The organism is Streptococcus salivarius, from assembly GCF_000785515.1.
Classification (GTDB): domain Bacteria; phylum Bacillota; class Bacilli; order Lactobacillales; family Streptococcaceae; genus Streptococcus; species Streptococcus salivarius.
Window position 1 is genome coordinate 1,222,628 of record NZ_CP009913.1, and the last position, 12,848, is coordinate 1,235,475.

Sequence of the window (12,848 nt, forward strand, 5' to 3'; positions counted from 1 at the left end):
CAACATCCCTTCTAGAATGTTGTTATCCTTCTATTTTTTCCCTTTAACTTGGTCGGTGGCAACATCTTCACCAAACCATTTGTCAGAAATCTTTTGGAATTCTCCATTTTTATAAAGGGTTCTAAATCCTTGATTGATTTTTTTGATCAGTGTCTTATCTGCCTTACGAGCACCTACAGCAAAGCTTTCACCCTCGTAACCAGCAGGCATAACGTTATACTGATTCAGAACTCCTGATTTTTCTAAGTAGTAATTAGCATATACACGGTCAATCAATAGACCATCAATACGTCCACTATCAAGGTCAATCAAGGCCTGAGTAAAGGTCGAATATTGGACTGCTTTTTGGTTGGCGACGATATCCTTCAAAATCTTCGGAGAAGCATTGAAAGCATCATAACCAGAAGAACCCGCTTGAGCACCTAAGGTCTTACCTGCCATTCCTGCAACAGAATCAATTCCCGAAGACTTTTTGGTTACCAGTACTTGTTCATTGACCATATAAGGCACTGTAAAGTCTGCAGACTGCTTACGCTCATCCGTGACCGAGTAACCATTCCAAATGAGGTCAATTGTCCCATTCTTCAGTTCTGTTTCTTTCATATCCCAGTCAATAGCCTGCCATTCGACATCAATACCATACAATTTAAAAACTGCAGTGGCAAGATCAATATCAAAACCAACATAGCTACCATCCTTTTCCTCATATCCCATAGGAACAAAGGTCGCATCAAAACCAATTTTGATTTTCTTTTCTTTGGTATAGGTTTGCCACTGATCTTTCTGAGTTGCAAAATGTGAGCGCGAGCTACAAGCTGATAGCGCAAACAAAGGCAAAATGACAAGACAGCCTAGCAAAATCGTTTTTACTATTTTTTTCATGGAAAATCCTCACTATTTTGGATTGATAGTGACAATCTCATCGGCGATGTGCTGTGCAAACTGCATATCGTGAGTGATAACGATTTGCGTAATCCCAGTCTCACGATTCTGCAAAATCAATTTCTCAACTTCTTGACGCAACTCAGGGTCAAGAGCTGATGTTGGTTCATCATAGCCGACAATTTTCGGATCAATCATCATAGCACGCGCAAATGCAACACGTTGTTTTTGTCCCCCAGAAAGAGAGTAAGGATAAGCATTTCCGTGAGCTCCAAGACCTAAACGGTCAAGTAGGGCTTGAGCTTTTTTCTGAGCATCTTCCTTAGACATTCCCATCGTCTTAATTGGTGAAAGCATTAGATTGTCTAAGACTGTCAAGTGCGGAAACAGTTGGAAATCTTGGAAGACAAAACCTAGCAAGTTACGACTTTCCATTTGATCCAAAGGAATCTCTTCATTTTCATAAATAATTTGTCCTGAATCAATGGTTTCAAGTCCTGCTAGCATACGCAAGAGAGTCGTTTTACCACCACCAGATGGTCCGACAATAGCTAAGATTTTCCCTTCTTCGACAGTTAGGTTATAGTTATCAAAGATTTTGTGTTGACCAAATTGCTTGGAAATATTTTTTAATTCTAACATAAGGTCTCCTATTTATAATAGTTGAATTTCTTTTCGATGTGTTTCGAAGCCACAGTCACCACACCCACAAGGATAAGATAGATAGCTCCAGCCACAAACATCGGTGCTAGGGTAGCATCACGGTTCGCAGCGGTACGACTTTCCAAAAGAAGGTCTCCAACCCCAAGCACATAAACCAATGATGAATCCTTAACCAAGTTAATAATCTCGTTAAAAATACTTGGCAAGACAATCTTGACCACCTGAGGAAGGATAATGTAGCGGATAGTTTGGAAAGGACTAAGTTTAAGCATTTTCGCTGCTTCATATTGTCCTTTCGGAATAGCCAAGATTCCTCCACGGAAAATCTCTGCGAAATAAGCTGCATAATTAAGCGTAAAAGCAAGAATAGCAGCTGGCAGACGGTCAAAGACAATCCCAACACTCGGAAGAACGTAATAAACAAAGATCAATTGTAAAAGGAGGGGGGTTCCACGCATAATCCAAACGTAAAGGGTTAGTAACCAATTTAAAGGTTTGAATTTAATCTGCATTAAGAAAGCAAGTACAATCCCTAATGGAATCGACAGTACGATAACAATGAAGAATACTTGAAGTGTGACTACCGCACCGTTCAAAAGGGCTGGTAATACTTCCAAAACGTATGACATATAAACTCCTATAATTATTTAGTATTGTTGAATATTATACCAAATTATTTAAAAAAAATGATATAAGATTTTGAAAATAGTAAAAAGGAGTGCGACTAGACCCATTTTTCAAAATGAGTTCATAGTCACACTCCTGAGAGACTTAAATAGTCTGTCCTGAGAAACAAACAATACTTAAGTCTAGCATCTCTAAAGCTTATTTTAGATTTTCTTAACAAATTCAGATTTAAGTTTCATAGCACCAAAACCATCAATCTTACAATCAATGTTGTGGTCACCTTCAACCAAACGAATATTTTTAACACGTGTGCCTTGTTTAATATCTTTGGGCGCACCTTTAACTTTCAAATCTTTGATAACTGTAACAGTGTCACCGTCAGCAAGACGTGTGCCATTGCTATCAAGAACCACAAGTCCTTCTTCTTCTGCAACTTCGTTTGGATTCCACTCATAGGCACATTCAGGACATACAAGCAAGATTCCATCTTCATAAACATACTCTGAGTTACATTTTGGACAATTTGGTAATGACATAATTCTCTCCTAAGATTGTGATATAGATACTATTCTACTTTAGATTTCCTAATTAAGCAAGGGTGAAAACGATAAAAACAAACAACATCCCTTACACTGTAAGAGATGTTGGTATTTTTATTCAACAGTAACTGATTTAGCCAAGTTACGTGGTTTATCGACGTCGAGTCCACGATGGAGTGTTGCAAAATAAGCAATCAATTGTGTCGGTACAACCATTGAAATTGGTGACAAGTAAGGGTGAACGTTATTAAGAACGATGTCATCACCTTCTTTAGCAACATTTTCCTCAGCAATAGTCAACACTTTCGCACCACGTGCTGCTACCTCTTGGATATTACCACGAGTGTGGCTAGCAAGAACAGCGTCAGACAAGAGGGCAATAACAGGTGTACCATCTTCGATCAAAGCGATTGTTCCGTGTTTCAACTCACCTGCTGCAAAACCTTCACATTGGATATATGAGATTTCTTTCAATTTAAGACTAGCTTCCATAGCAACGTAGTAATCTTGACCACGACCAATATAGAAAGCGTTACGTGTTTCTGCAAGGAGAGCTGCCACTTTCTCGTCAATGACTTCTTTTTCAGAGAGTGTTGATTCGATAGATTGTGCTACAAGTGACAATTCATGTACCAAGTCAAAAGCTTTAGCTTTTTCATTGCCATTAGCCTCACCAACTGCTTTAGCCAAGAAGGCAAGAGCTGCAATCTGAGCAGTATAAGCTTTAGTAGAAGCTACGGCAATTTCTGGGCCAGCATGAAGAAGCATTGTATGGTCAGCTTCACGAGAAAGAGTAGATCCCGGAACGTTTGTCACTGTCAAACTTGGAATACCCAACTCGTTAGCTTTAACAAGAACCTGACGGCTATCTGCTGTTTCACCTGATTGGCTAATAAAAACAAAGAGAGGTTTCTTGCTAAGGAGTGGCATACCATAACCCCACTCAGAAGAAATACCAAGCTCAACTGGTGTATCTGTCAACTCTTCGAGCATCTTCTTAGAAGCAAAACCAGCATGATATGATGTTCCTGCCGCAAGAATATAGATACGATCAGCCTCTTGAACAGCCTTGATAATATCAGCATCTACAGTCACTTGCCCCTTGTCATCTGTGTAGGCTTGGATAAGCTTACGCATCACTGTTGGTTGCTCATCGATTTCTTTGAGCATGTAGTAAGGGTAAGTGCCTTTACCAATATCAGATAGGTCAAGTTCAGCTGTATAGCTATCACGTTCTTTTACATTGCCATCATAATCTTGAACTTCAACACTATCAGCTTTCACGATAACTAACTCTTGATCGTGAATTTCCATGTATTGATTAGTTTCGCGAATCATAGCCATGGCATCTGAGCAGACCATGTTATAGCCATCACCAAGACCAATCAAAAGTGGTGATTTGTTTTTTGCAACGTAAATTGTTGAGGCATCTTCAGAATCCATGAGGGCAAAGGCATATGATCCACGGATAATGTGAAGAGCTTTCTTGAATGCTTCAAGAGTTGACAAACCATCTTCTTCAACGAATTTTCCAATCAAGTGAACTGCAATTTCAGTATCAGTTTGACCTTTGAAATGGTGACCAGCAAGGTATTCTTCCTTAATTTCAAGATAGTTTTCAATAACACCATTGTGAACCAAAACGAAACGTTCTGTTTCTGAGCGGTGTGGGTGAGCATTGTCCTCTGTTGGTTTACCGTGAGTTGCCCAACGAGTATGTCCAATACCGGCTGTGCCTTCTACTCCTTCAGTTTTAGCAGCAAGTTCCGCAATACGGCCAACAGCCTTAACCAATTGACTAGATGCATCGCCCGCTACAAAGATACCAGCTGAATCATAACCACGGTATTCTAGCTTTTCAAGTCCTTGAATCAAGATATCAGTTGCATTTGTGTTACCTACAACACCAACAATTCCACACATATTTTTAATAATAACCTCAGATCAAAGAGGTCATGTCTCCTTCATTTAAAATTGGTATAGTCAATAAGCTCTTTAAAAAGCTTAACGAGGACAGTATATTGCATATATTTGACATTGTCAAGTATAAAAATTGGTATAGTCCTAAAAAGACCTTTTACTTGCCTCTTATCCTAAGGAATAATCCTTAAAATATGCTATAATAAGGCTATGCGAATTCAACAATTACATTATATTATCAAAATCGTCGAAACCGGCTCAATGAATGAAGCTGCAAAACAACTTTTCATTACGCAACCAAGTCTTTCAAATGCTGTTCGTGACTTGGAAAGAGAAATGGGAATTGATATCTTTATCCGTAACCCTAAGGGAATCACCTTAACCAAGGATGGCGTTGAATTTCTCTCTTATGCCCGTCAGGTAGTGGAACAAACGAATCACTTGGAAGAACGCTACAAGAGTCACACAGAGACACGTGAATTGTTTAGTGTTTCCTCTCAACACTACGCTTTTGTTGTCAATGCCTTCGTCTCACTTCTCAAGAGAGCTGATATGACACGTTACGAGCTCTTCTTACGTGAAACACGTACTTACGAAATTATTGAGGACGTTAAAAACTTCCGTTCAGAAATTGGTGTTCTCTTCCTTAACAGCTATAACCGAGATGTCTTGACTAAGATGTTTGACGACAACCGTCTCACATATACCAGTCTCTTCAAAGCTAGACCACATATCTTTGTCAGCAAGTCAAATCCCTTGGCTAAGCATGAAGTTGTCTCTTTAGAAGATTTAGAAGACTTCCCATACCTTAGCTACGACCAAGGGATTCATAATTCCTTCTACTATTCTGAAGAAATTCTCTCTCAGATTCCCCATAAAAAATCCATCGTGGTTTCAGACCGCGCGACACTCTTCAACCTATTAATCGGTTTGGATGGTTATACCATTGCTACAGGTATTTTAAATAGTAATTTGAATGGTGATAACATTGTCTCTATCCCGCTTGATATTGATGATGAGATTGATATTGTTTACTTGAAGCATGAAAAGGCAACCCTCTCTAAAATGGGGGAAAAATTCCTAGATAACCTCGTTAAAGAAGTCACTTTTGACAACTAATAGATGTTAGTCCCCAGCATATAATGTTGGGGACTTTTTATCGCCCAAACTATTCAATTTTGGTGCACAAAAAAAGAGCCTTTCGACTCTCATCATTATTTATAATTTTTATAGCTTGCCCAAGCCTCATCTATAGATAAGGTCTCAGCATCTGTGTATGAGCCTCTATAGCTATTCCAAACAAGGCCACTTGTTGAAGCAGTTGCTTGAGTAACTGGAGCTTGATCGTAGGCAGTCAAACCATAGTATGCAATAATGCTATTTAATTTAGAAGCGTAAAGACTGTCAGTTGCATAAGTTCCTGTCAGTGCTTGAGTGGCATCTGCATAACTACTTGTATTTGATTTCCATGTACCAGCATAAGTTGATGACGTCATCAAAGCAGCATAATCGGCTAAAGAATCACTTAGACTTCCATAAGAACGGAAAGGTTCATCAATCTCATAAGTCTTCCCTGTACCATCGTCTTCCCAAGTACGCATGGTCACAGAATTCCCGTTATAAGAGCCCTTAATCCCGAAGAAGTTGTAATAAGGAGCTTGACTCAAACCTGACTGACCTGAATTTGATTCCAGAATGGCTTGAGCAATTAGAACAGAAGCATAGATATTGTAATCTTGACCAATCTGTCTAGCAGTCTCTCCGATACTATCAATAAAAGCCGTCGTAGTTTGATTGTAGGCAGCTTCAGCTTTAGCATTAACACTGTTATCATTTTTTCTATCTGTTGTGAAAGCTAGAACCAAAAAAAGTGAACACATAAAAGCTCCCACGATAAAAATCATATACTTCTTTAAATGACGATACATACAACCCTTCCTTCATAATATTTTCGATTATAATATTTTAATACTATTCTATCAGAAAAACTGACAAGTCGCAACTTTCAGACCTATTTTCCTTGATAAATAAAGCAAATGTCATCTTTACATCATATTTATAATAAGCTATAATATAGTCAAATTTTAAGGAGATAGATGAATGAAAATAAAAGAATTCTTACTCGGATTAAGTATTGCAATACTTATATCTCTCCTAGCATGGTTCCTTGGAAACTTGTTCCCTATCATTGGTGGACCTGTCCTTGGTTTATTTATAGGACTTCTGCTAGGAATAATTCTAAGAGATTCACAGAAACTTAAAGCAGGAATGCAATTCACTTCTAAAAAAGTATTACAATACGCTGTTATTCTTCTTGGATTTGGACTAAATCTTTCCCAAGTCTTTAAGGTTGGCGTAACATCACTTCCCATTATTCTAGTAACTATTACTACAGCACTGCTTACTGCTTATGTCGTCCATCGCGTGTTCAAGCTAGATAGTGAAATTGCTACTTTAGTAGGTGTTGGTTCTTCTATTTGTGGGGGATCTGCTATCGCTGCAACTGCTCCTGTAATCAAGGCTAAAGATGAATCTATTGCAACAGCAATCTCTGTAATTTTCTTTTTCAATATCTTAGCAGCTCTACTCTTCCCTCACTTGGGATCCTGGTTGGGACTTAGTAATCAAGGCTTTGCCATATTTGCTGGAACAGCTGTCAACGATACTTCTTCTGTAACTGCTACAGCCAGCTCTTGGGATAGCTTACATGGAACATCCATTCTAGAGCAGGCAACAATTGTTAAGTTGACTCGAACGCTTGCTATCATCCCTATAACTCTTGGGCTTTCTGTATGGCAGTCGCGAAAGGACAATACAAAGGAAGCATTCTCGCTAGCCAAAGCAGTGCCTAACTTTATCCTTTGGTTCCTTTTGGCCTCACTGATTACAACTGTTTCAATGTCACTCGGTGTAACACCTGCCGTCTTTTCACCTTTAAAAGACCTTTCGAAATTTATGATTGTTATGGCCATGGCAGCTATTGGTTTCCAAACAAATCTCAAACAACTAATCACTAAAGGAGGCTCAGCACTTCTAGTGGGAGGAGTTTGTTGGTTATTAATCAGTCTTGCTTCTCTTCTCATGCAAAAGCTATTAGGACTTTGGTAAAAGACATCTAAAAAAACTCACAATCTTGCTAAGTTTGTGAGTTTTTATTATAGAATCATTTTTTATACTCAAAGACATAGGTTTGAATAACCTTGTCCCCATCGTTTGTTACTTTCAAATCAACATTGTAACTCTTAGTTTCACCACTAATATCCTGAACCTTATAATCACCATCTTTTTTTACAGAAGAGGTGGTCTGCCCTGAATAATGCTTTACTTCAAGACTTGAAGTTCTGTCTAGAGAAAAAGGAATGAGCCCATTTAAAGAATATAGCCCATACAAAATAAGACATAAAAAGCTCAGTGACGCAAGGCTCACCAAATAATATTTAACAAAAGCCCCCAATTTCAACCCCTGTTTACTCACTTAGTTGTTATCTTCCTTTAACTTAACATTATTTTTATTAGAGTATTTTCAAATTTTATTTTACACACATTTGGGTATTTTGTCAAATTATTTGATATTTAAAACAGAACCTATATTTTTCTATATACTAAAAGCCGTTAGATGACTAACGGCTATTTTTTATTTCTGAAATAACGTATTCAAGACGGCTATAGAGACCAAGTAATAAGTCGTAACTTCGATTTTCATTTTCTTTCAAAACAGTGAAAACTGTTGTACTATAGGTAAATTCAAAGAAGTCATCTAATTCCTTGAGCCAGTCATCAATAACCCCTAAATTTTGATCAATGATTGCAAACAAACTTGGTTGATACCAGATTGTACCTTCGATATAAAGGTTTTTGTCAGATAATTTAGATAGGGATACTTTCAAGTCAGCAAGCTCTCGTTTAGCAAGATTTGGTTCAATCTTTAAATCAAAAAGCAAGCGTGCATCATGATTTAGAATATCGAGTTCTGCTTGAAGCAGTTGAATATAATGTATCGCTACTAAATACTGGTTCATGGGTCTCTCCTGGTCATCTGAAAATCGTACTATTATTGTACCACTAAAGAATGAAAAAATGTAGTAATTATTTAATTTTTTACAGGATTTTTTTAGAAAAAATACCATGCTTTAAATTTCTATTTAAAAATAATGACACTAGCGATTTTCTAAGAGTTTAAGAAATGAAAGATTTTTTAAAAAAAGAAAAACACTCACGAATGAGTGCATTTCTAGTATTAATGGCTGACCATTTCTTGTGCAATTTCAAAGCCACTAAGTTTTCCAGGATAGTAAGTTGGCCAATTATCCATTTCTTTTAGAATCTCATCTTGGCTACTATTTCCAAAGAAAATATGGAAATGTGCTGAAGTTGTTGGATCTATTTGATGATCTGAAAATTGGACATACTGGTAAGGGTTATCTGCTGCTTGACTATCAGTTGCTGTAAAGAGATAACGAACACCTTTTTTACCAGAAGCATAGGTCAAAATCTTATACCCATCATAACGATAAGTGTGTGTCACACTGCTTCCATCATTCTTTGTGAAAGTCATGGTCATCTTTTTACCATCAATAGCAATTTTAGAAACGTCTGTTTGATAGCCCTTAGTGTAGTATTCTTTGTACTCTTGTGCAGTTTTATCTTTATTTAATAGAGATTTGTATTCAAATACTTGATCTAAAGTACCATCTTGAAGATAAGGATAAACCGATTGCCACTCACCAGACCAATCCGAAAGTTCTCTATCTTTAACATCTTTGTCATCGAAGTAACCATTTTGAACCGTTTTATTGTCATCACTTCCCGTTTCAGGTTGGATAGCTTTACCTTCAACGTCCGTTGTTAAACGAAGATTTTTTAGGTTCTCAGTCATAACACTGACATAGTCTTCACCTTTTTTCAACTGTTCCTTAGTTAGTGATTCAATTGGATTTAAAACTGCTGTCTTAACTCCTACTTCGTTAGCTAAGGTTTTAGCAACACTACTTGAAGCATTTTCCTCAAAATAGATATAGTTAATATCATATTCTTTGACATACTTAGAAAGGCTAGCGATACGTTTTGCAGAAGGGTCGGACTCAGCTGAAACACCTAAAATTGGTACCTGTGTCAAACCGTAATCTAAAGCAAGGTAGGCAAAAGCTGCGTGCTGAGTAACAAAACTTTTCTGTTTTGCTTGACTAAAGGCTTCAGTATACTCCTTATCCAAAGTCTTTAATTTTTTAAGGTATTTCTCGGCATTGGTTGTAAAGACTGCTTTTTTATCTGGATGCTGAGCAATCAAACCGTCTCTAATAGTTTCAACTAATTTTTGAGAACGTTTAGGTGAGAGCCAAACATGGGGATCATATTCGTGGTGATGTTCTTCTCCACCATGATCATGATCTTCTTCCTCTGTTCCAGGTAAAAGAACCATGCCTTGACTTGCCTTAATGACTTTTGTATTTTTTGTGTTGATAGACTTTTCAACTTTTGGAACCCAGGTTTCCATATTTTCATTTAGGTAGACAAAAGTGTCTGCTTTTTCAATGTCAGCGACATTCTTAGTAGATGGTTGGAAATCGTGGGCTTCACTTCCAGCAGGAATGAGATAAGACACCTCTCCCTCATCTCCTACAACCTGCTTGGTAAATTCATAAACAGGGTAAAAGCTCGTCACAACTTTCAAATCACCATTTCCTTTTGAACCGTGGTGACTAGTCGTATAATAAATACCTGCACCAGCAGCTAAAACAACTGCTGCTAATCCTGCTAGGCCAAAAATGCGTTTCTTCTTCATGATATTCCTTTCAAAATACTTAACCAGTTAATAGTTTACTGGTTAAGTATATCACACTTCATTTATTTTGCAAGTCCTAAAATAAAAAAATTGAAATATTTCGACGAGAAAGAATTATTTGATATACTGGAAATATCATTTGGAAAGTAGGTTATACATGTTTCGAAAATTAATCCTATATCTTTTTTTATTGCTTTCAGCCATAGGCCTGACTTATGATACGCAATCATACACCTCAGGTGCCTTGTCTGGTTCAGCATACGGTATTATTGGACTATCAACACTAATTGCCTTATGTTATATCCTACCAGGAATATTTCTGATTCTGTACTTAGGCAAGAGATGGCAGGTGAAACCACTTGTTCTCATATTTGCTCTAATTGGTGGAGTCTTTATCACAGGATGGATAGCTGGTTATGCCAATACCATTTCTCACGACTGGGTGACTGCTCATCTTTCTTCAAAGAGCTTCTTCTACCGCTTTGAGGATGCCCTTATGGCTCCCCTAGTTGAAGAACCCCTAAAACTGGCAGCTTTTCTCTTTGCTATCTATATGGTACCAACGAAAAGTTACAAGGGGATCTTGCTTGTTGCTATTACGGCAGGTCTTGGCTTCCAGATTAGTGAAGACTTCTCCTATATTCTTTCAGATTTGCCTGATGGTTTTTCTTATACGATTTCAGGTATTCTTGGTCGAACTATTGGTGCCGTATCGTCTCACTGGCTTTACACATCCTTCCTTGCTATGGGGCTAGTCCTTATATGGCGTTCCCGTCAAAAACTCATTAATTCTAAATACAGTCTTATTGGTATACTTTATGCTTGCGGTGCTTTTGCTGCTCACTTTGCTTGGAATTCACCTCTTCGAAATTTAGAAAGCGATTTGCCATGGGCATCAGGCCTTCTCATTTCACTCAATCTTTTCTTCTTTATTACGCTTTATCAGCTCCTCTCGAAACTGGATAAAGAAAACAAGTAATGTTTACAATACTAAAAAACCTTTCCAATTTTATGGAAAGGCTTTTTTATGACTTTAATCACTCATAGAAAAACGATTGGTCATCAAATTACTTGCATCATCTAAGACTTTTGCCAATAGTTTATCTGTTTCTGACTGAATCTTATCACTAATTTTTTGATTTTCAGCTTCAAAATCAATACTCTCACCATTTGCTAAAGCAGTATCTACATGATTAATCATAGCATGGCCAAGAGCCATAGTTGTTTCTACATAAGCATCCAAATCAGCTTCATGCCGTTGGAAATGAGGATCACAGATAGCAGCAATCAAGCGATTACTCCAGTAGAAATTACCTGTATCCACTTTATCAGTTGTTTGACGGAAATAAGCAGGTGTTGTTCCGACTTGAGTCCAGAATGGCACCATTGTACCAAATGGCATTGATCCATAGGCTAACCACTGAATTCCTGTCGTTTCTGATGGTTTGTTAGGACGCATTTGCAAGAGAGCTGTTTGACTAGTACGGTTGATACCGATTGGACGGAATTGGCGTTGACTCACCGCATCTCCTTGAGGTCCATAAGGATCGTAAGGTGTATCTTGGTAATGAAGACTCAAAACGTATTTAACATCTTCAACTGTAATTTTGCGGTATGGTTTTTGGCACCATGGAATAAAGAATGATTTTGGATCATAGTCTTTTTCTGGGTTCAAAAATTTCTGCATAGCCCAGGCGCGTGGTGTATTATAATGACGATCCTTATCTCGTTGGCTACCAAAAGCATAACGTGGATTAAAGTGTTCATTAGAATAAGTCAAATCCAAGTGATGTTTATTAATAAAATTTCGAATGTCTGGTGAGGCAAGATAGTCGTCTGGATTTTCAAACTCATAGTGATCGATACCTAGTTGGTTTGGATTAGTAACATAGGCATCGTCTGGAACACGTCTTGCAATCCAATGGTGACCACCAATTGTTTCCAACCACCAAATTTCTTCAGTGTCTGAAAAAGCAATCCCATTAGACTCGTAAGTTCCGTAAGTTTCAAGGAGTTGTCCCAAACGAAGGACACCTTCACGCGCCGTCTTGATATATGGCAAGACCAAAGTCAACATATCCTCTTCTCCAAAACCATCTTTAACAAGAGGATCAGCGCCGAGAACACGCGCATTAGTCGTGATTGTTTCTGTTGCACTCATGGCAACATTAGCTGAGTTAATACCAGCTTCACCCCAAATACCGTCTTTCCCAAGCGCATCTGGGACAGAGGTATAACGTAGAGGATTATCTGGCAAATCAATTGAAAAATTGCTAAGCACAGACTGGTAATGACGCGGTTGGTCTTCTGGGGTCACGACGAGAAATTCTTTGGGCGTAAAAACGCCTGATTGAGAATCCTCAGTACGTGCAATCATGGTAGAGCCGTCATATGAGGCTTTCTTACCTACTAAAATCGTTGTACAAGCCATAAAA

Annotated in this window: 13 protein-coding genes; 3 read left to right on the forward strand and 10 right to left on the reverse strand. The window is 38.0% G+C overall.

What is annotated here, in order from left to right; genetic code table 11:
- Positions 1 to 30: 30 nt before the first annotated feature.
- From SSAL8618_RS05890 to glmS, 5 genes are all read right to left on the reverse strand, one after another.
- Complete coding sequence (locus SSAL8618_RS05890) at positions 31 to 882, reverse strand: amino acid ABC transporter substrate-binding protein (RefSeq protein ID WP_004182025.1); 852 nt, start codon at positions 880 to 882, stop codon at positions 31 to 33.
- 12 nt (positions 883 to 894) lie between these two features.
- Positions 895 to 1,524, reverse strand: a complete 630-nt coding sequence (locus SSAL8618_RS05895) for an amino acid ABC transporter ATP-binding protein (RefSeq protein ID WP_004182073.1) — start codon at positions 1,522 to 1,524, stop codon at positions 895 to 897.
- A gap of 8 nt (positions 1,525 to 1,532) precedes the next feature.
- Positions 1,533 to 2,174, reverse strand: a complete 642-nt coding sequence (locus SSAL8618_RS05900) for an amino acid ABC transporter permease (protein ID WP_002891087.1) — start codon at positions 2,172 to 2,174, stop codon at positions 1,533 to 1,535.
- A 201-nt stretch (positions 2,175 to 2,375) separates the two neighbouring features.
- The gene (locus SSAL8618_RS05905; protein WP_004182104.1) at positions 2,376 to 2,708 is read right to left on the reverse strand and encodes a zinc ribbon domain-containing protein YjdM; all 333 of its coding nucleotides are present in this window, start codon (positions 2,706 to 2,708) and stop codon (positions 2,376 to 2,378) included.
- 117 nt (positions 2,709 to 2,825) lie between these two features.
- Positions 2,826 to 4,634 carry a glutamine--fructose-6-phosphate transaminase (isomerizing) gene (glmS, locus tag SSAL8618_RS05910; RefSeq protein WP_002891089.1) on the reverse strand — a complete coding sequence of 603 codons (1,809 nt, stop codon included), beginning with the start codon at positions 4,632 to 4,634 and terminating at the stop codon, positions 2,826 to 2,828.
- A gap of 207 nt (positions 4,635 to 4,841) precedes the next feature.
- On the opposite strand from glmS, the gene SSAL8618_RS05915 reads away from it, so the two are divergent.
- Positions 4,842 to 5,750, forward strand: coding sequence for a LysR family transcriptional regulator (locus tag SSAL8618_RS05915; protein ID WP_038676149.1), 909 nt, complete (start codon positions 4,842 to 4,844; stop codon positions 5,748 to 5,750).
- A gap of 95 nt (positions 5,751 to 5,845) precedes the next feature.
- Here the strand turns inward: SSAL8618_RS05915 and SSAL8618_RS05920 are convergent, their stop codons facing one another.
- Positions 5,846 to 6,559, reverse strand: coding sequence for a glycoside hydrolase family 73 protein (locus SSAL8618_RS05920; RefSeq protein ID WP_022496673.1), 714 nt, complete (start codon positions 6,557 to 6,559; stop codon positions 5,846 to 5,848).
- Positions 6,560 to 6,731: 172 nt separating this feature from the next.
- On the opposite strand from SSAL8618_RS05920, the gene SSAL8618_RS05925 reads away from it, so the two are divergent.
- Positions 6,732 to 7,739, forward strand: a complete 1,008-nt coding sequence (locus SSAL8618_RS05925) for a YeiH family protein (protein ID WP_022496674.1) — start codon at positions 6,732 to 6,734, stop codon at positions 7,737 to 7,739.
- A 55-nt stretch (positions 7,740 to 7,794) separates the two neighbouring features.
- Here the strand turns inward: SSAL8618_RS05925 and SSAL8618_RS05930 are convergent, their stop codons facing one another.
- The 3 genes from SSAL8618_RS05930 to SSAL8618_RS05940 form a co-directional block, all read right to left on the reverse strand.
- Positions 7,795 to 8,106 (reverse strand): hypothetical protein, encoded by a 312-nt coding sequence (locus tag SSAL8618_RS05930; protein ID WP_022496675.1) that lies wholly within the window; start codon positions 8,104 to 8,106, stop codon positions 7,795 to 7,797.
- Positions 8,107 to 8,251: 145 nt separating this feature from the next.
- Positions 8,252 to 8,650 (reverse strand): hypothetical protein, encoded by a 399-nt coding sequence (locus SSAL8618_RS05935; RefSeq protein ID WP_004182057.1) that lies wholly within the window; start codon positions 8,648 to 8,650, stop codon positions 8,252 to 8,254.
- A 218-nt stretch (positions 8,651 to 8,868) separates the two neighbouring features.
- The gene (locus SSAL8618_RS05940; protein ID WP_038676152.1) at positions 8,869 to 10,413 is read right to left on the reverse strand and encodes a metal ABC transporter solute-binding protein, Zn/Mn family; all 1,545 of its coding nucleotides are present in this window, start codon (positions 10,411 to 10,413) and stop codon (positions 8,869 to 8,871) included.
- Between the two features lie 157 nt (positions 10,414 to 10,570).
- Here SSAL8618_RS05940 and SSAL8618_RS05945 point away from each other — a divergent pair, with 157 nt between their 5' ends.
- Entirely contained in the window at positions 10,571 to 11,392 is an 822-nt protein-coding gene (locus tag SSAL8618_RS05945; protein WP_038676154.1) for a PrsW family glutamic-type intramembrane protease, read from the forward strand.
- Between the two features lie 54 nt (positions 11,393 to 11,446).
- On the opposite strand, the gene SSAL8618_RS05950 is transcribed toward SSAL8618_RS05945, so the two are convergent.
- Positions 11,447 to 12,844 (reverse strand): C69 family dipeptidase, encoded by a 1,398-nt coding sequence (locus SSAL8618_RS05950; RefSeq protein ID WP_038676155.1) that lies wholly within the window; start codon positions 12,842 to 12,844, stop codon positions 11,447 to 11,449.
- Positions 12,845 to 12,848: the final 4 nt, after the last annotated feature.

What these genes read in the sequence shown, in the direction of transcription:
- SSAL8618_RS05905 (WP_004182104.1), bottom strand. Translation starts at nt 2,708, where the DNA reads ATGTCATTACCAAATTGTCCAAAATGTAACTCAGAGTATGTTTATGAA.
- SSAL8618_RS05890 (WP_004182025.1), bottom strand. Translation starts at nt 882, where the DNA reads ATGAAAAAAATAGTAAAAACGATTTTGCTAGGCTGTCTTGTCATTTTG.
- SSAL8618_RS05950 (WP_038676155.1), bottom strand. Translation starts at nt 12,844, where the DNA reads ATGGCTTGTACAACGATTTTAGTAGGTAAGAAAGCCTCATATGACGGC.
- SSAL8618_RS05940 (WP_038676152.1), bottom strand. Translation starts at nt 10,413, where the DNA reads ATGAAGAAGAAACGCATTTTTGGCCTAGCAGGATTAGCAGCAGTTGTT.
- SSAL8618_RS05945 (WP_038676154.1), top strand. Translation starts at nt 10,571, where the DNA reads ATGTTTCGAAAATTAATCCTATATCTTTTTTTATTGCTTTCAGCCATA.
- SSAL8618_RS05915 (WP_038676149.1), top strand. Translation starts at nt 4,842, where the DNA reads ATGCGAATTCAACAATTACATTATATTATCAAAATCGTCGAAACCGGC.
- SSAL8618_RS05900 (WP_002891087.1), bottom strand. Translation starts at nt 2,174, where the DNA reads ATGTCATACGTTTTGGAAGTATTACCAGCCCTTTTGAACGGTGCGGTA.
- SSAL8618_RS05920 (WP_022496673.1), bottom strand. Translation starts at nt 6,559, where the DNA reads ATGTATCGTCATTTAAAGAAGTATATGATTTTTATCGTGGGAGCTTTT.
- SSAL8618_RS05895 (WP_004182073.1), bottom strand. Translation starts at nt 1,524, where the DNA reads ATGTTAGAATTAAAAAATATTTCCAAGCAATTTGGTCAACACAAAATC.
- SSAL8618_RS05935 (WP_004182057.1), bottom strand. Translation starts at nt 8,650, where the DNA reads ATGAACCAGTATTTAGTAGCGATACATTATATTCAACTGCTTCAAGCA.
- SSAL8618_RS05925 (WP_022496674.1), top strand. Translation starts at nt 6,732, where the DNA reads ATGAAAATAAAAGAATTCTTACTCGGATTAAGTATTGCAATACTTATA.
- glmS (WP_002891089.1), bottom strand. Translation starts at nt 4,634, where the DNA reads ATGTGTGGAATTGTTGGTGTTGTAGGTAACACAAATGCAACTGATATC.